General features: G+C 69.6%; 14 protein-coding genes and 1 pseudogene. 3 read left to right on the top strand and 12 right to left on the bottom strand.

Going from position 1 to position 16016, the window contains the following annotated elements; translation table 11 throughout:
- Positions 1-20: 20 nt before the first annotated feature.
- From pyrE to clpB, 4 genes are all read right to left on the bottom strand, one after another.
- Positions 21-566, bottom strand: a complete 546-nt coding sequence (gene pyrE / locus ACFYTQ_RS32675; RefSeq protein ID WP_387369261.1) for an orotate phosphoribosyltransferase — start codon at positions 564-566, stop codon at positions 21-23.
- Positions 567-682: 116 nt separating this feature from the next.
- On the bottom strand, positions 683-1696 hold the full coding sequence (locus ACFYTQ_RS32670) for a hypothetical protein (RefSeq protein WP_387369259.1): 1014 nt from the start codon (positions 1694-1696) through the stop codon (positions 683-685).
- 65 nt (positions 1697-1761) lie between these two features.
- Positions 1762-2562 carry a DUF5666 domain-containing protein gene (locus ACFYTQ_RS32665; RefSeq protein WP_387369256.1) on the bottom strand — a complete coding sequence of 267 codons (801 nt, stop codon included), beginning with the start codon at positions 2560-2562 and terminating at the stop codon, positions 1762-1764.
- Between the two features lie 26 nt (positions 2563-2588).
- Positions 2589-5144 carry an ATP-dependent chaperone ClpB gene (gene clpB, locus ACFYTQ_RS32660; protein WP_387369254.1) on the bottom strand — a complete coding sequence of 852 codons (2556 nt, stop codon included), beginning with the start codon at positions 5142-5144 and terminating at the stop codon, positions 2589-2591.
- Between the two features lie 103 nt (positions 5145-5247).
- Here clpB and ACFYTQ_RS32655 point away from each other — a divergent pair, with 103 nt between their 5' ends.
- The 3 genes from ACFYTQ_RS32655 to ACFYTQ_RS32645 all read left to right on the top strand — a co-directional run bounded on the left by ACFYTQ_RS32655 (position 5248) and on the right by ACFYTQ_RS32645 (position 8402).
- Positions 5248-6270: an NADP-dependent oxidoreductase gene (locus tag ACFYTQ_RS32655; RefSeq protein WP_387369252.1), complete on the top strand. Its 1023-nt coding sequence runs from the start codon at positions 5248-5250 to the stop codon at positions 6268-6270.
- A gap of 169 nt (positions 6271-6439) precedes the next feature.
- A complete protein-coding gene (locus ACFYTQ_RS32650) occupies positions 6440-7600 on the top strand; it encodes an FAD-binding oxidoreductase (RefSeq protein WP_387369250.1) in 1161 nt (386 codons plus the stop codon).
- A 19-nt stretch (positions 7601-7619) separates the two neighbouring features.
- Positions 7620-8402 carry an FAD-binding oxidoreductase gene (locus ACFYTQ_RS32645; RefSeq protein WP_387369248.1) on the top strand — a complete coding sequence of 261 codons (783 nt, stop codon included), beginning with the start codon at positions 7620-7622 and terminating at the stop codon, positions 8400-8402.
- On the opposite strand, the gene ACFYTQ_RS32640 is transcribed toward ACFYTQ_RS32645, so the two are convergent.
- The 8 genes and pseudogenes from ACFYTQ_RS32640 to ACFYTQ_RS32605 all read right to left on the bottom strand — a co-directional run.
- On the bottom strand, positions 8403-9572 hold the full coding sequence (locus ACFYTQ_RS32640; protein ID WP_387369246.1) for a globin domain-containing protein: 1170 nt from the start codon (positions 9570-9572) through the stop codon (positions 8403-8405).
- Between the two features lie 492 nt (positions 9573-10064).
- Complete coding sequence (locus ACFYTQ_RS32635) at positions 10065-10454, bottom strand: heat shock protein transcriptional repressor HspR (protein ID WP_387369244.1); 390 nt, start codon at positions 10452-10454, stop codon at positions 10065-10067.
- Positions 10454-11626, bottom strand: coding sequence for a molecular chaperone DnaJ (gene dnaJ / locus ACFYTQ_RS32630; RefSeq protein ID WP_387369242.1), 1173 nt, complete (start codon positions 11624-11626; stop codon positions 10454-10456). The genes ACFYTQ_RS32635 and dnaJ overlap by 1 nt, the downstream gene beginning before the upstream one ends.
- A gap of 21 nt (positions 11627-11647) precedes the next feature.
- The gene (gene grpE / locus ACFYTQ_RS32625; RefSeq protein ID WP_387369240.1) at positions 11648-12313 is read right to left on the bottom strand and encodes a nucleotide exchange factor GrpE; all 666 of its coding nucleotides are present in this window, start codon (positions 12311-12313) and stop codon (positions 11648-11650) included.
- Complete coding sequence (gene dnaK / locus ACFYTQ_RS32620) at positions 12310-14154, bottom strand: molecular chaperone DnaK (protein WP_387369238.1); 1845 nt, start codon at positions 14152-14154, stop codon at positions 12310-12312. Before dnaK ends, grpE begins: the two co-directional genes overlap by 4 nt.
- Before the next feature lie 198 nt (positions 14155-14352).
- Positions 14353-15003: an endonuclease gene (locus ACFYTQ_RS32615; RefSeq protein ID WP_387369236.1), complete on the bottom strand. Its 651-nt coding sequence runs from the start codon at positions 15001-15003 to the stop codon at positions 14353-14355.
- A 56-nt stretch (positions 15004-15059) separates the two neighbouring features.
- Positions 15060-15875 carry an RNA polymerase sigma factor gene (locus tag ACFYTQ_RS32610; protein ID WP_387369234.1) on the bottom strand — a complete coding sequence of 272 codons (816 nt, stop codon included), beginning with the start codon at positions 15873-15875 and terminating at the stop codon, positions 15060-15062.
- A gap of 41 nt (positions 15876-15916) precedes the next feature.
- A pseudogene (locus ACFYTQ_RS32605) lies at positions 15917-16016 on the bottom strand (IS481 family transposase); the annotation flags it as partial.

Below are 16016 nucleotides of genomic sequence, written 5' to 3'. Positions count from 1 at the left end.
AGCCCAGGAGAGGGGGACCTTCAGCCCAGCGCGAGGTCCTTCAGGCTCAAAATGGACCGGTACTGGAGGCCCTCGGCGGCGATGACCTCGGCCGCACCGGTCTCGCGGTCGACCACGGTGGCCACCCCGACCACGGTTGCTCCGGCGTTGCGGAGCGCGCGGACGGCGGTCAGGGGGGAGTTGCCGGTGGTCGTGGTGTCCTCCACCACGAGCACCCGCTCACCGGCCACGTCCGGGCCCTCGATCTGGCGTTGCATGCCGTGCGTCTTGGCGGCCTTGCGCACCACGAACGCGTCGAGCGGTCGGCCGGGCGCGTGCAGCATGGCCAGCGCCACCGGGTCCGCGCCCATCGTGAGCCCGCCCACGGCGTCGAACTCCCAGTCCGACACCAGCTCTCGCAGCAGTTTGCCGATGAGCGGGGCGGCCTGATGCTGGAGGGTGGCTCGGCGCAGGTCCACGTAGTAGTCGGCCTCCTTGCCCGACGACAGGATGACCTTGCCGTGCACGACGGCGAGCTCCCGCACGAGCTCGGCCAATCTGTCCCGGTCCGTGGTCGACTCGATCATTTCCGTGTGTCCTTCCGCCTGCGTTGAACATGCCTGGTGAGCGCGACCCGAACGGGCCGCGGAGGTGCGATCGACGACGAGTCAGGATATGCCGGGCGGCGGCGCGGCGCGCAGGATCACCGGGGTGCGGGACCCTGGTACGGACGGAAACCCGGGTGGAAGGGCCCACCGGGACGTTCGGGCAGCTCGTCCTCGGCGAAGGTGTCCGCGGGCTCGGCCGCGGGCGGCTTGTCGTCCGCGGGCTCGTCGGGGACCTCCTCGGCGGGCGGCCAGTTGCGCCGGACGCGGTTGCGCGGATCGGGCACGACGGCCAGCGCCGGGCGGCGCGGGGGTTCGGCGGGTTCGGAATCCGATTCGCCCGCAATGTCTTTCACGAGGGGCGCGTAGTCCTCGGCGTCCTCGTCGCGGTACTCGTAGCGGTAGGTCCGGTCGTCGTCGTCCGGTTCGTCGTCCTCGGACGGGCGCGGCCGATCCGGTTTCGGCGCGGCGTCGGGCCGGGCGGGCTGCTCGCCCCCGGCGACCGGCGGCAGCACGTGCAGCAGGCCGGACAGCCGCAGCACGGCGTCGATCGCGGCCTCCCAGTCCTTGGCGGAGGTGCCGACGGGCAGCATGCCCAGGGTCCAGTTGCCCTCGCTCCACAGCTGCTGCACGGTCTCGGGCAGCGTCTCGATGAAGGCGACCATGCGCTGGTCGACGGCGTGCCGGGCGATATCGGGGTTGGTGGCGAAGACGACCCGGTCGCCGATCGCGCCGAGCAGTTCCAGATCGGCGTCCTTGGGCGGCGAGGCGGTCTTGAGGCGTAGGTCGATGTCGATGTCGGAACCGATCTGGCGACGGACCGCGACCAGGGTCGCCGCGTCCTCCAGATCGAACAGCACGAACTTCTCGCCGCGCCGGTTACCGGAGACCACGTCGACCGCGGACAGGTACCCGAGTTTCGCCATCGCGCCCCGACGCCAGGTCGAGGCGAGCGACGGCTCGACCGAGACGTAGGTGTAGCCCTGCGATTTCGCCCACACCTGACGCACGTGACCGGTCCGCTGCCGCTGGAGCCGATCGAAATACAGCAGCACGATCGCACCCACCAGTGCGACCGCCGCCAGCCCGAACCACATCGCCGTCATCGCCATCGATGTCGAGTCTAAGGCCCGCGTCCACGCCGGGGGCGCGGCGGCACGTCGTGTTCGGGCGCGAGCTAGCGCGGGCCCGACAGCGCGGTGCTGATGATGATCTTGGCGAGGATGGAACCGTCGGGACCCTTGTCGCCCTGGACCACCACCATATCGCCGGGGTGCAGGTCGGCCACCTTGCCCGAACCCGACGAGATCACTTGGGTTTTCGCGTCGGTGCGCACGGTGACGTTCGCGCCGAGCAGCGATTCGATGGTGAGCGTGGCACCGTCGTTGGCGCTGATCGTGCCCATGGTCGCGCCGAGGTTGTCGATGTCGCCCAGACCCGGCAGCGCCGGAATGCTCGGATTGGGTCCGCGGGAGGCGCCCGGCGGCGCCACCGGCACGCGGCTGGTCGGCGCCGAGCGGGTGGTGGTGCCCGCGGCCGCGCTCGAATCGGAGTCGTTACCGCCCGCCAGGAGCATGCCCACCGCCACGCCGCCGAGCACGACGAGCACGAAGATGCCCAGGGTCAGCCCGATCCACAGCCCGGTGCGATTGCGCCGCGGCGGCTCGACGGGCAGCCCGGTCGGGCCGTAGGGCTGATCCGGCCCGCCCGGCGAATTCCACAGCGGCGCTTGGGTTCCCGAGCCGCTCTCGTAGCCGCCCCACTGCGCGTCGTAGGACGGCATCTCGCGGGTGGGCTGCGGGCCGGGCGGGCCGCCGTACTGGTACGGCTCGGTCGGATTCGTGCCGTACCCGTACGCCTCCGTGTACTCGGAGGTGTGCAACGGCGGCTCGCCCGCGGGGCCCGGACCGCCGACCCGCCGCGTCGGCGGCTCGGACGACTCCGGTCGCTGCGCCCACGGGTCGCTCGGATTCGTCATGCGAACCAGGGTAGGTGCAGATCCGCTCAGCGGCCGACAATCAACCCGTCGCCGTCGGGGGAGACGTTGACCTTCACCAGGTCACCGTCGCCCACCTCACCGGCCAGCAATTCCTTGGCCAGCGAGTCGCCGATCGCCTGCTGGATGAGCCGGCGCAGCGGCCGGGCCCCGTACACGGGGTCGTAACCGCGCACGGCCAGCCAGAACCGGGCCGAATCGCTGACGTCCAGCTTCAGCCGCCGCTGCGACAGGCGCTTCTGCAACTGGGCCAGCTGGATGTCGACGATGTCCTCGAGCTGCTCCTCGTTGAGCGGGTGGAACATCACCACGTCGTCGAGGCGGTTGAGGAACTCCGGCTTGAAGGCCGAGCGGACCGCGTTCATGACGTGTTCCTTGTCCGCGCCCGCACCCAGATTGGAGGTCAGGATGAGGATGGTGTTGCGGAAGTCGACCGTGCGGCCCTGGCCGTCGGTCAACCGGCCCTCGTCGAGCACCTGCAACAGGATGTCGAACACGTCCGGGTGGGCCTTCTCGATCTCGTCGAACAGCACCACCGTGTACGGCCGCCGCCGCACCGCCTCGGTCAGCTGACCGCCCTGGTCGTAGCCGACGTAGCCGGGCGGGGCGCCGACCAGGCGGGCCACCGAGTGCTTCTCGGAGTACTCGCTCATGTCGATGCGGATCATGGCCCGCTCGTCGTCGAACAGGAAGTCCGCCAACGCCTTCGCGAGTTCGGTCTTGCCGACGCCGGTCGGGCCGACGAACATGAACGAGCCGGTCGGCCGGTTGGGGTCGGCGACCCCGGCCCGCGCGCGGCGCACGGCGTCGGACACCGCCTCGACGGCCTCTTTCTGCCCGACCACGCGCTTGCCCAGTTCGTCCTCCATGCGCAGCAGCTTCTGGGTCTCGCCCTCGAGCATGCGGCCCACGGGAATCCCGGTCCACGACGAGACCACCTCGGCGATATCGTCCGGGCCGACCTCCTCCTTGAGCATGACCTGCCCGTCGGGCGCGGCGCCCGCCTTCTTCTCCGCCTCGGCGAGTTCCTTCTCCAGCTGGGGAATTCGGCCGTAGCGCAGTTCGGCGGCCTTGCCCAGATCGCCGTCGCGTTCGGCGCGCTCGGATTCGCCCTTGAGCGATTCGAGCTGCTCCTTGATGACGCGCACCGAGTCGATGGCCTGCTTCTCGTTCTGCCAGCGGGTCATCAGCTGGTTGAGCTTCTCGCGGTCGTCGGCGAGTTCGGAGCGCAGCTTCTCCAGCCGCTGCTTGCTGGCCTCGTCGGTCTCCTTGGCGAGGGCCATCTCCTCGATCTCCAGACGCCGTACCGCGCGCTCGATCTCGTCGATCTCGACCGGGCGGGAGTCGATCTCCATGCGCAGCCGCGAGGCCGACTCGTCGACCAGGTCGATCGCCTTGTCCGGCAGGAACCGGGAGGTGATGTAGCGGTCCGACAGCGTGGCCGCGGCCACCAGGGCGGAGTCGGTGATGCGCACGCCGTGGTGCACCTCGTAGCGCTCCTTGAGCCCGCGCAGGATGCCGATGGAGTCCTCCACCGACGGCTCGCCGACCAGCACCTGCTGGAAGCGGCGTTCCAGGGCCGGATCCTTCTCGATGTGCTGGCGGTACTCGTCGAGCGTGGTCGCGCCGACCAGCCGCAGTTCGCCGCGGGCCAGCATGGGCTTGATCATGTTGCCCGCGTCCATGGCCGACTCGCCGGTCGCGCCCGCGCCGACGATGGTGTGCAGCTCGTCGATGAACGTGATGATCTGTCCCGCACTGGATTTGATCTCCTCGAGTACGGCCTTGAGCCGCTCCTCGAATTCGCCGCGGTACTTCGCGCCCGCGACCATCGCGCCCAGATCGAGCGAGATCAGCTTCTTGCCGCGCAACGACTCCGGCACGTCCCCGGCGACGATGCGCTGGGCCAGGCCCTCCACGATCGCGGTCTTGCCGACGCCGGGCTCGCCGATCAGCACCGGGTTGTTCTTGGTGCGGCGGCTCAGCACCTGCACGACGCGGCGGATCTCGGTGTCGCGCCCGATGACCGGGTCGAGCTTGCCCTCGCGGGCGGCGGCGGTGAGGTCGGTCGAGTACTTCTCGAGCGCCTGATAGGTGCCCTCGGGATCGGCGGTGGTGACGCGCGCGTTGCCGCGCACGGTCGTGAACGCCTCGCGCAGCGCGTCTTTCGTCGCGCCGTACTTCAGCAGCAACTGGGAGATGTCGGAATCGCCGTCGGCCAGCCCGACCATCAGATGTTCGGTGGAGACGTACTCGTCGCCGAGTTCGGTGGCGAGCCGCTGGGCGGCGGTGATGGCGGCCAGCGCCTCCCGGCCGAGTTGCGGGGAGGTGGTCGCCCCGGTCGCGCGGGGCAGTCGCTCCACGATGTCCTGGGCCTCGCGCCGGACCGTTGCCGGGTCGACGCCGACGGCCTTCAGCAGCGGGGCGGCGATGCCGTCGGTTTGATCCAGCAACGCCACCAGCAAGTGCCCGGGACGGATCTCCGGGTTACCGGCGGCCGAGGCCGCCTGGAGGGCGGCGGTCAGGGCCGCCTGGGTCTTGGTGGTGGGATTGAACGAGTCCACATTCACCTTCCTACGGGTCGGGACAGAGGGCTTTCGACAGATCCAACGCGCCAGAGGTTGAGTCTGTTCCGCTCAAGTTTGGAAAATTCGGTCCGGGAACGCAATGCCCGCTCGCCTCCCCGATGATCCGCCCGGGCCGTCCTACGATGGGCCGGACGTCCGAATTGTCCCCGAGTCCTCCGACCTGGTCACCCCGCCGGAAAGGATCACCGCGGCGATGCGCGCGATGGTGGTACGCGAATCGGGCGCGATCCCCGAACCGGTCGAACTCCCCACCCCCGCCGTGGGCGCGGGCGAGATCCTCGTGCGCCTGGCCGCGGCCGGGCTCACCGGCTACGACCGGATGCTGCTGACGGGCCCGCCCGCCGGATTCCCGCTCGTCCCGGGCGTCGACGGGGCGGGCACGGTCGCGGCGGTCGGGCCGGGGGTGCGCGGTTTCGCGGTGGGCGATCGGGTCGTGGGCGCCTTCCGCACCCGGCCCGGCACCTGTGCCGAATTCGGCGCGAGTCCGGTCACCGGCACGATCGCCCGCCTCCCCGAGGGCATCGGCCTCGTCCAGGCCGCGGCCCTGCCCACCGCCGGGCTGATCGCCCAGCGCCTGGTCGACGCCGCCGAGCCGGGTCCGGGGCAACGGGTGCTGATCAACGGGTCGGTGAGCGAAATCGGTTCGCTGGCAACGCAATTGGCGAAGGCTTCGGGGGCGCACGTGCTCGCCGTCGCCCGCGCCGCGGACGCCGACCGCATGATCCGCCTGGGCGCGGACGAGGTGATCGATCCCCTGCGCGCGCCCGTGGCCGAACAGCTCCGCCACGACCACCCGCGCGGCGTCGACGTGCTGTTCGATCCGGTGTCGCCGCCCGCGGTCCTGACCCACCTGTGCCGCCTCGTACGTCCCGGCGGTCTGGTCCTGAGCACGCTCGGGGCCGCCGACGCGGACCGGCTGCGGGCGGCCGGGCTGCGCGGCGGCAATATCGGACCGTCCGGCGACGCGGACGACCTGCGCCGACTCCTGCGCCGAGTGACCGCGGGCGACCTCGTAATCCCGGTCGACGTGGCCCGGCCGCTGACCGACCTGGGCGCGGTGCTCGCGGCCGCGGACGGCGGCAAGGCGGTTCTGGTCATCTGAGCGCGCCCCGAGGCACCGGCACGTCGGCGTTTCGCCTCGGCGGGTGTGGGTCAGTCAATACCTCTATAACCGAGCGATCCCGCCGCGTTCGGGGATACTTGACTCCGAAGGACCGCCGATCCGGTGTGCGGTCCCCGGGCAGATACATGCAGAAAGGAAGCTCGTCGTCGTGGATGCGCGTTCGGCAGCGCTGGTCCGCGCCAACTTCCGGTCGATTCTCGAGGCGCCCAACGGGCCCGAACGGTTGATCAGCGCGTTCTTCGGTCATATGTTCGCCGAGAATCCCGCCCTGCGTGAACTCTTCCCGCCCGCGATGGACATGATGCCGAAGAAGGTGGCCACGGCCATCCAATTCGTGCTCGATCATCTCGAGGACTGGGACCGGGCGCAGCGGTTCCTGGAACAACTGGCCCGCGATCACCGCAAGTACGGTGTCGAGGCGGCGCACTACGACATCGCGGGCCGCGCGCTGGTCGCGGCGTTCCGGACCTATCACGGCGCGACCGGCTGGAGCCGCGAGCTCGAGGAGGGCTGGCGCGATATCGGCATCCTCATCTCGGCATCGATGGCGATCGGCGCGAATTCGGACAAATCCCAACCGTTTTGGGAGGCGACCGTGGTCGGGCACCGGCGGGTGCTCGACGATCTGGCCATCGTGCGGTTGCAGTCCGACAGCCCGATCCCCTATCAGGCCGGGCAGTACGTGCCGGTCTCGATCCCGCAGCGCCCCAAGATGTGGCGCTACCTGTCCCCCGCGATCCCCACGAATCCGTACGGCGAGATCGAGTTCCACGTCCGCAAGGTGCGCACCGGCTGGGTGAGCCCGGCGATCGTGAACGAGACCCAGGTGGGCGACCGCTGGGCGATCGCGGGTCCGCTGGGCGGGCTGCACGTTCGGCGCGACACCCGCCGCGACGTGCTGATGATCGGCGCGGGCACCGGCGTGGCCCCGCTGCGCGCCCAGCTGATCGAGATGGGCCGGCGCGGCCAGAACCCGCGGGTGCACTTCTTCATCGGCGGCCGCTACCCGTGCGATCTCTACGATGTGGAGAACATGTGGCAGCTGTCGCTGAGCAATCCGTGGCTCACGGTGGTTCCGGTGTGCGAGAACGAGTCCAATCCGTGGTGGCATCCCTATCCCCCGGCCGATCCGCCGTTCGGCATGCACCGCCGATTGATCGGTAACCTGGGCGCGGTGGTGGCGAGTTTCGGCGCCTGGGCCGACCGGCAGATCCAGATCGCGGGCTCGGCGCGCATGATCGCCGACACCAAGCGGGCGCTGCTGGCGGTCGGCACGCCCGAGTCGATCATCATGACAGATCCCGTCTGATCGAAAGGCGATACCCCAGGTGACCATCGGCCCCGACGAGACCGGGGAGATCCGGCTCGACGCCCAGGAGTGGACCTCGACCGTGGTCGGCCATCACCGGCTGCGGCACGACCTCGCGGTGATCCGGCTCATCGGGGAGTTCGTGCCGTTCGCGGCGGGCCAGTCGGTCCAGGTGCAGGTGCCGCGGCATCCCGGGCTGCGGCGGCGGTTCTCCCCCGCGCTGCCTCCGTCGCTGGACGGCAAACTGGAATTCCACGTGCGCACGGTGCCGGGCGGCTGGTGCAGCGGTTCGATCGTGGCCGACACCCGGCCCGGCGATCAGTGGCGGATCAGCGATCCGGCGGGGTGGCTGTCGGTCGACGATTGGGCCACCGACGTCGTATTGATCGCGGGCGGAACGGGTTTGGCGCCGCTGCGCGCGCTGCTGCTGGATCTGAGCCGCCGTCCCGAACCGCCGCGCACGCATCTGTTCGTCGGCGGCCGGTCCCCGCGCGACCTGTACGCCTCGGACATGCTCTACCTGCTGGCCGGTGAATTGCCCTGGCTCACCGTGGTTCCCGTGGTCGAGTCGGCCGACGATCCGGGCTGGGTCGACGAATGGTACGAGCGCTGCCGGGTGGACGTCGGCTTCGATGTGGACGAGATGCTCGAGGGCACCCTGGCCGACGTGGTCGGCGATATGGGCCCGCTGCTGCATCACCAGGTCCTGGTGTGCGGCTCCCCCGCCATGACCCGGGCAACCGTGGACCGGCTCATTCTCACCGGCACCCCCGCGGAAGCCATTCGCTACGAAGGGGTTTGATCAGAACAGCGGGTCGTGGCGGATGTGCTCGGCGGGTGTGCCCGCGGCCATGAGCCGGAATTTGGTGGTCTGCACCATCGAGGGCGAACCCACGATCTGGACGTCGTGCTCGGGCCACGGCCCGGCGGCGGCCACCACCTTGCCGATCTGCCCCACCCGCCGCTCCGCCAGGCCCGGGTAGGCGGGCTCGGGTTCCCCGGATTCGCAATGCCACCAGGGGTTCTCGTCGCTCTCGACGACCGGGACGACGGTCAGCCACTTGTGCGCGAGCGCCAGATCGTTCAGCGCGGGCAGATCGTAGAGATCGCAGGGGTGGTGGCCGCCGACGAACAGGTGCACCTTGGGATTCGAGCGCCGCTGGGTCATGGCCATGAGTTGCGCTCGCAGCGGGGCGATTCCGGTGCCGCAGGCGACCATGAGCAGTTTGCGCCGGGTGTTGCGCGGCACGCCGAGTCCGCCCATCGGCGCGCCCAGCAGCCACTTGTCCCCGACCCGGGTGTGTCCGACGACGGCCGGGCTGACCCAGCCGCCGCTGACCGCGCGGATGTGGAACTCCACCTCGTGGTCGGCGGTGGGCGGGGTCGCCGGGGACAGATAGCGCCACATCCGCGGCCGGGCCGGGATCTGCACGCTCACATACTGTCCGGGCGCGAACCGCATGGCCTGGTCGAGGCGCACCCGGACCACCGACAGATTGCTCAGCACCGCGCGATGCTCGACGACCGTGCCGGTCCAGTACGGCGGCGTGTCCTCCTGCTCGGCGGCGCTCATCATGGTCTCGGCGATCAGGCCGATGCCCGCGCGCCAGGCTCGTTCCACCTCGTCGGTCCACAGTTCGGTGCCCGCGTAGCCGCGCAGCGCGGCCTGCAACGACTCCCCCACGGCCGCATAGTGTTCGGCGGTCACGCCGTACTTGCGGTGGTCGCGCCCGAGCTGGGCCAGGAACGGCAGCAGCGCGCCGGGCTCCTCGAGCCGGTCGATGACGAAGCCGATGGCCTTGACCAGCCGGTCGCGCTGGGCGTCGAGGGCGGCGGGGAACAGGTCGCGGATGTGTGGATGGTCGGTGAACAGGATCGCGTAGAACGAGCGGGCGAGCCGCTCCGGTCCGCCCTCCTCCGCAGCAACCGCCTTGAACGTCGTTCTCATCAATGCGACGGTCCGCGAATCCATATGTCTCACAACCCCATTTCGCATGCGAACACGGGCCGCGCCGACGGGTGTAGGGTACCGCGCACTCGACGGCAGCCGATGTCGAACGAGTCTAAGCGAGGTTTGCCAGGTGCGGACCGAGTCGTCTGAAGAACACGTGTGTAATTCCCCCGAAACCAGGCCGAGGCGGGTGAAAACTCGACGAAACCGACCGTTTGCCTATGACACACCGGCGTTTTCGATATATGAATCACCCGTCTGGCACGGTTCTATCTGAAATACTCGGATTTACAGCGATCTTGGAGCAACCATCAGTGGGTCGGCGAGCCCTCGTGCGCGGGTAATGAAACCGACCTTCCGGCAATGAATTTCCGGGTGCCATTCACATTTCGAGACGAAATGCGGACCGGTGCCGCCCGAGCACGCCGACGGAATTCCAGCACACCGCGCGCAAACGAAAACAGCGCCCCCGTCGCCGGAGGCGCTGTGCCACAGATGTTTCCGTGCGCCGGATCAGTGGCGCTTGTTGCGCGGCTGCCAGACCACCAGGGCCGTGCTGCGCTGGGACAGCTCCGGCAGGTAGCGCGAGCGCAGCCGCTCGACCTCGGCCGACAGCTCGCGGACCCGCTCCTGGAGCGCCTCGACCTGGTTGGTGAGTTCGATGATCCGCTTGATGCCCGCGAGATTGACGCCCTCGTCCTGCGACAGCCGCTGCACCTCGCGCAGCAGCTCCACGTCGCGGGCCGAGTAGCGCCGCCCGCCGCCCGAGGTGCGTTGCGGCGTCACCAGTCCCAGCCGGTCGTAGGTGCGCAGGGTCTGCGCGTGCATACCGGCCAACTGCGCCGCCACCGAGATCATGAAGTACTCGGTGCCGGACGTCCTCTTCTCGCGATCACCGTCCATCACGAACCTGCCCATCCCGCCCGGGGGTCGAACCCACCGGCCTTCTCCGCCTCCGCGTAGGCGCGCAACGCCTCGGAGGCATCGTCGTCCAGCTTCTGCGGAACCGCGACCTTCACCGTCACGAGCAGATCACCGGCGCCGCCACCGCGCTTGGGCACGCCGCGCCCGCGCACTCGCAGGGTACGCCCGTCGGCGGTGCCCGCGGGCACCTTCACCCCGACGCGGCCGTCCAGCGTGGGCACGGAAACCGTTGTGCCCAGCACCAATTCGGCGTAGCTGACCGGCAGCACCAGGGTCAGGTCGTCGCCGTTGCGGCCGAAGACCTTGTCCTGCCCGACGTGCACGGTGACGAACAGATCGCCCGCGGGCGCGCCGCGCAGGCCGGCCTCGCCCTGACCCGCCAACCGGATCCGCTGACCGTCGCGCACCCCCGGCGGGATCCGCACGGTGATCGTGCGGGTCCGGTTCTGGATGCCGGTGCCGCGGCAGTCGGGGCACGGGTCGTCGATGATCGACCCGGTCCCACGGCAGTCGTCGCACGGCTCGCTGAACCCGAACGCGCCCTGGTTGCGGCTGATCACGCCGGTTCCGTTGCAGTGCGGGCAGACTCGCGGGCTGGTGCCGGGCTTGGCGCCGCTGCCGTGACACGTGGTGCACGGCGACGGACTGGTCATCCGCAGCGGCACGGTCACGCCCTGGGCCGCCTCGCGGAAACCGAGCGTGGTCTCGGTCTCCACATCGCTGCCCCGCCGCGGCCGGGACGACGCGGTGCGCGCGCCCCCGCCGCGATTGAACAGGCCGCCCAGCAGGTCGCCCAGGCCACCGTCGCCCGCGGCCGCGCCGCCGCCGAAGATGTCACCAAGGTTGAACTCGCTGAAACCGCCCTGTCCGGCGTAGCCACCACCCGGCGAGAAGCCGCCGCGGCCGAAACCGCCGCTGGCGAACAGCCGCCGCGCCTCGTCGTACTCCTTGCGCTTCTCCGGATCCGACAGCACGGCGTGCGCCTCGCTGACGGCCTTGAACCGCTCCTCGGCCTTGACGTCCCCCGGATTCTTGTCCGGGTGCAGGTCACGCGCGAGTTTGCGGTAGGCCTTCTTGATCTCGTCCTGGGTGGCGCCGGAGGAAACACCCAGTTCTTTGTAGAAGTCCTTTTCCAGCCACTCCCGATTCACCGGGCATCTCCCCCTTTCGTGTTACTCGTCGCCTGTGCCGGCATCCGTGCCAGCGTTCGTCGTATCCGGCGTCGCCGGATCCGCTACCGCGTCGGTGACACCGACCAGGGCGTGCCGCAGCACGCGGTCACCGAAGCGATAACCCTTGCGCATCACCACACCGATCACCGGATCGTGGCCCTCGCCCTCGTGCTGCACGGCCTCGTGCAGGGTCGGATCGAAGGACTCGCCCTCGACGCCGAACTCCTCGAGACCCTGCTTGCGCAGCGCGTCGGAGAGCTTGTCCGCCACCGACTTCAGCGGTCCGGCCTCGAGATCGCCGTGCGCGCGGGCGCGATCGAGATCGTCGAGGACGCCGAGCAGTTCGGTGACCACCGCGGCCTTGGCGGCGTCGACGGCGGCCTTGCGGTCGCGCTCGACGCGGCGGCGATAGTTCGCGTACTCGGCGGTGAGCCGCTGCAGATCCGCGGTGCGCTCGGCGAGCTCACCGCTGATGATCTCGGCGAGGGAATCCGCGCCGTTCTCCGAGGCGGCCCGGGGCGAATCCTGCTGCGCCCCAGCGGAATCGGCCGACCCCGCGGCGGCGCCGTCGGCCGCCGCGGGCTCGCGAACCTCGGACCCAGCCGGATCTACCTTGCGGTTGTCCACGATGGTGATTGGCTCCTGTTCCGGGTCCTTGTCGGTCACTTCTTCTCCGGCTCTTCCACGACCTCGGCGTCCACCACGGTGTCATCGGCGTCGGAGTTCGGGGCGGTGCCGTTGCCGGACGCCGCGCCCTCGGCCGCGCTGGACTCGTAGATCGCCTGGCCCAGGGCCTGCGACTCGGTGGCCAGCTTCTCCACCGCGGACTTGATGGCCGCGATGTCGGTGCCCTTGAGCGCCTCGTTGGCGTCGGAAATGGCCGCCTCGACCTTGCCCTTGATGTCCGCCGGGACCTTGTCCTCGTTCTCGGAGATGAACTTCTCGGTCTGGTGGACCAGCGTCTCGGCCTGGTTGCGGGTCTCGGCCTCCTCGCGACGCTTGCGGTCCTCCTCCGCGTGCGCCTCGGCGTCCTTGACCATGCGGTCGATCTCCTCCTTGGACAGGCCGGAGCCGTCCTGGATCTTGATCGTGTTCTCCTTGCCGGTGCCCTTGTCCTTGGCGGTGACATGGACGATGCCGTTGGCGTCGATGTCGAAGGTGACCTCGATCTGCGGCACGCCGCGCGGGGCCGGCGGGATACCGGTCAGCTCGAACGAGCCGAGCAGCTTGTTGTGCGAGGCGATCTCGCGCTCACCCTGGAAGACCTGGATCTGCACCGAGGGCTGGTTGTCGTCGGCGGTGGTGAAGGTCTCCGACCGCTTGGTGGGGATGGTGGTGTTGCGCTCGATGAGCTTGGTCATCACCCCGCCCTTGGTCTCGATGCCCAGCGACAGCGGGGTCACGTCGAGCAGCAGGACGTCCTTGACCTCACCCTTGAGCACACCGGCCTGCAGGGCGGCGCCGACGGCGACGACCTCGTCCGGGTTCACGCCCTTGTTGGGCTCCTTGCCGCCGGTCAGCTCCTTGACCAGATCCGAGACGGCGGGCATACGGGTCGAACCACCCACCAGCACAACGTGATCGATGTCCTTGATGGAGATGCCCGCGTCCTTGATCACCTGCTGGAACGGCTGCCGGGTGCGGTCGAGCAGATCCGAGGTGATCTTCTGGAACTCCGAGCGGGTCAGCTGCTCGTCGAGGAACAGCGGGTTCTTCTCCGCGTCGACGGTGATGTAGGGCAGGTTGATCGAGGTGCTCTGCGAGGAGCTCAGCTCGATCTTGGCCTTCTCCGCGGCCTCGCGCAGGCGCTGCAGGGCCATCTTGTCCTTGGTCAGATCGATGCCCGAGCTGGCCTTGAACTTGTCGACCAGCCAGGTGACGATCCGGTTGTCCCAGTCGTCGCCGCCGAGGTGGTTGTCACCGGCGGTGGCGCGGACCTCGACCACACCCTCACCGATCTCGAGCAGCGAGACGTCGAAGGTGCCGCCGCCGAGGTCGAAGACCAGGATGGTCTGTTCCTTCTCGCCCTTGTCCAGGCCGTACGCCAGCGCGGCCGCGGTGGGCTCGTTGACGATGCGCAGCACGTTGAGGCCCGCGATCTGCCCGGCCTCCTTGGTGGCCTGCCGCTGGGCGTCCTCGAAGTAGGCGGGAACGGTGATGACCGCGTCGGTGATCTCCTCACCGAGGTAGGACTCGGCGTCGCGCTTGAGCTTCATCAGCACGCGCGCGCTGATCTCCTGCGGGGTGTACTTCTTGCCATCGATGTCGATGTTCCAGTCGTTCTCACCCATGTGCCGCTTGACCGACTTCACGGTCCGGTCCACATTGGTGACGGCCTGGTTCTTGGCGGGCTGGCCGACCAGCACCTCACCGTTCTTGGCGAAGGCGACGATCGACGGTGTCGTCCGCGCGCCTTCCGAGTTGGCGACGACGACCGGCTCACCGCCCTCGAGGACGGCGATAACCGAGTTCGTGGTCCCGAGGTCGATACCGACCGCACGAGCCATGGTGGATTCCTCCTAGTTGACGTACATTCTCAGCAACACTGAGCGTGGTCGGCTCAATCCTGCCCCTCGACTCCGGCGGAGTCAACCACAGACTTGAGTGTTACTCGCTCAACCTTGCTTCGATCTGCTCAACGACCACCCCGGACGGATGATTCCCGTCGGGGCGAGATTTTTTCGGAGCGGATCAGCGGGAGCGGATCAGCGGGCCGCCGCGAGCACCTCGTCTGCGAGGTCGTCGTCGCGGGCCACCCGGGTGAGGGCGGCGGCCAGGTCGGCCTCGTGACCGGCGGGGCCGAGGCGGGCCAGTTCGTCGGCGTCGGTGGGCAGCCGCAGTTTGCGCGCGCCCGCGCGGGCCCGATCGTCGAATTGCGGCCGCGCCCAGGTCCAGACGTCCTGGATCTCGCGCAGGAAGATGTGCGCCCCGACCGGGCCGATGCCCTTGAAGCGCTGGAGCAGTTCGGCCGCGCGGCCGGGATCCCGCCCGGCCTGCTCGGCCAGGCGGCGCAGATCGCCGTCGTAACGGTCGAGCAGTTCCGCGGCGTTGGCCAGCAACTGATCGGCGGTGGATTCGTCGTAGCGCTTGTAGTGGCCCCGGCCCAGCGCGTCGACGAGGTCCTGCCACTCGGCCTCGGCGACGTGCCGCGGCGTGGTGTACCCGGACCGGATCAGCTCCCGCACCGCCTCCGCGGCGATCTTCGCCGAGATGGGCGCGCTCGACAGCTGCGCCAGTACGAGCAGCTGGAACAGTGGAGCGGGCTTGTCCCGCAGGGTGATTCCGGCCTCGGCGGCGTAGCTGGTCCCCGCCCGCTCCAGCAGTGCGCGCACGACCCGTTCGGGTGCTGGACTCATCGCGCCTCCCTTCGTCGAGCTGGGCATACCCGGGTGGGTGGGAGTCACACGGGCGCTCACCGGTCCAGCAGGGGGAAGCGGTTCGAGTGCAGGATTCGGGCGATGGCGGCGCGGCGGGCCTCGGGGAGGGTGTAGTCGGGGTGGGCGCGCAGGACGGCGGCGGCGTCGTGGAGGTGGGCCATCTGTCGTTCGGCCGCGCTCGCGGGATGGGCGGCCAGGACCGGGCGGCGGGGGTCGATCCGCCCGGCGGCGATCGCGGCGTCCACCCGGCGGGAGCAGCGGCACCACGCGGCCGGATTCGCCACGCCGCACGTCGCGTTCAGGAATCTGCCGAGCCGGGACTTGGCCCGCTCCAAGCGCTTTCGATACGCGGCCGGGGAGATGTCGAGAATCCAGGCGGCGTCGGCGGAGCCGAGTTCGAACACGTCGCCCAGCACGAAGGCCACCCGCTCCTCCCGCGAAAGGCATTGCAGCATGGCCTGACTGCACGTGAGCCGCACCTCGCGGGTGAGCACCGCGGCCTCGGGACCGCGGTACTCCTCCTCGGCCAACCCGTCGCGCAGTCCCCCGGCGAAGTCATCGAGGGACAGGCCCACGGCCTCCTGCGGGCTCGCGCGACGCAGATTCAGCAGATAGTTGACGCCGATGCGGTAGGCCCAGGTGGACAGCTTCGCCTCGCCCCGCCAGGTGTCGAGATGCCCGAGCACCCGCAGCAGGATCTCCTGAGCGGCGTCCTCGGCGTCGGCGACGTTTCCGGTCATTCGCAACGCGAGCCGATACATCGGATCCCGCAGCAGCCGAACGACCTCCGCGAGCGCATCGGCATCCCCCGCCGCCGCCCGCCCGACCAACTCCGCCTCCGCGTGCTCCACGGTTTCATCGTCGGCGTGGCGGGGCGGATGGGCAAGGGCCGCTAGGTGTATGAGGTCGTGACGTTGGTTACGCCGGTGCACAGGCGGCTGGCCGGAGGTTGGTTTCCGGCGGCTGAATGGGGTCGATGGTAGTTGTAGTGG

Source organism: Nocardia sp. NPDC004068 (assembly GCF_042874315.1).
GTDB lineage: Bacteria > Actinomycetota > Actinomycetes > Mycobacteriales > Mycobacteriaceae > Nocardia.
The sequence above is the reverse complement of the archived record's forward strand: the minus strand, read 5'-3'. Positions and strand labels throughout refer to the sequence as shown.

Excerpts from the sequence above, each read along its gene's own strand:
- pyrE (WP_387369261.1), bottom strand. The coding sequence starts at position 566 with ATGATCGAGTCGACCACGGACCGGGACAGATTGGCCGAGCTCGTGCGG.
- ACFYTQ_RS32670 (WP_387369259.1), bottom strand. The coding sequence starts at position 1,696 with ATGGCGATGACGGCGATGTGGTTCGGGCTGGCGGCGGTCGCACTGGTG.
- ACFYTQ_RS32665 (WP_387369256.1), bottom strand. The coding sequence starts at position 2,562 with ATGACGAATCCGAGCGACCCGTGGGCGCAGCGACCGGAGTCGTCCGAG.
- ACFYTQ_RS32655 (WP_387369252.1), top strand. The coding sequence starts at position 5,248 with ATGCCCGCTCGCCTCCCCGATGATCCGCCCGGGCCGTCCTACGATGGG.
- ACFYTQ_RS32640 (WP_387369246.1), bottom strand. The coding sequence starts at position 9,572 with ATGGATTCGCGGACCGTCGCATTGATGAGAACGACGTTCAAGGCGGTT.
- ACFYTQ_RS32635 (WP_387369244.1), bottom strand. The coding sequence starts at position 10,454 with ATGGACGGTGATCGCGAGAAGAGGACGTCCGGCACCGAGTACTTCATG.
- dnaK (WP_387369238.1), bottom strand. The coding sequence starts at position 14,154 with ATGGCTCGTGCGGTCGGTATCGACCTCGGGACCACGAACTCGGTTATC.
- ACFYTQ_RS32615 (WP_387369236.1), bottom strand. The coding sequence starts at position 15,003 with ATGAGTCCAGCACCCGAACGGGTCGTGCGCGCACTGCTGGAGCGGGCG.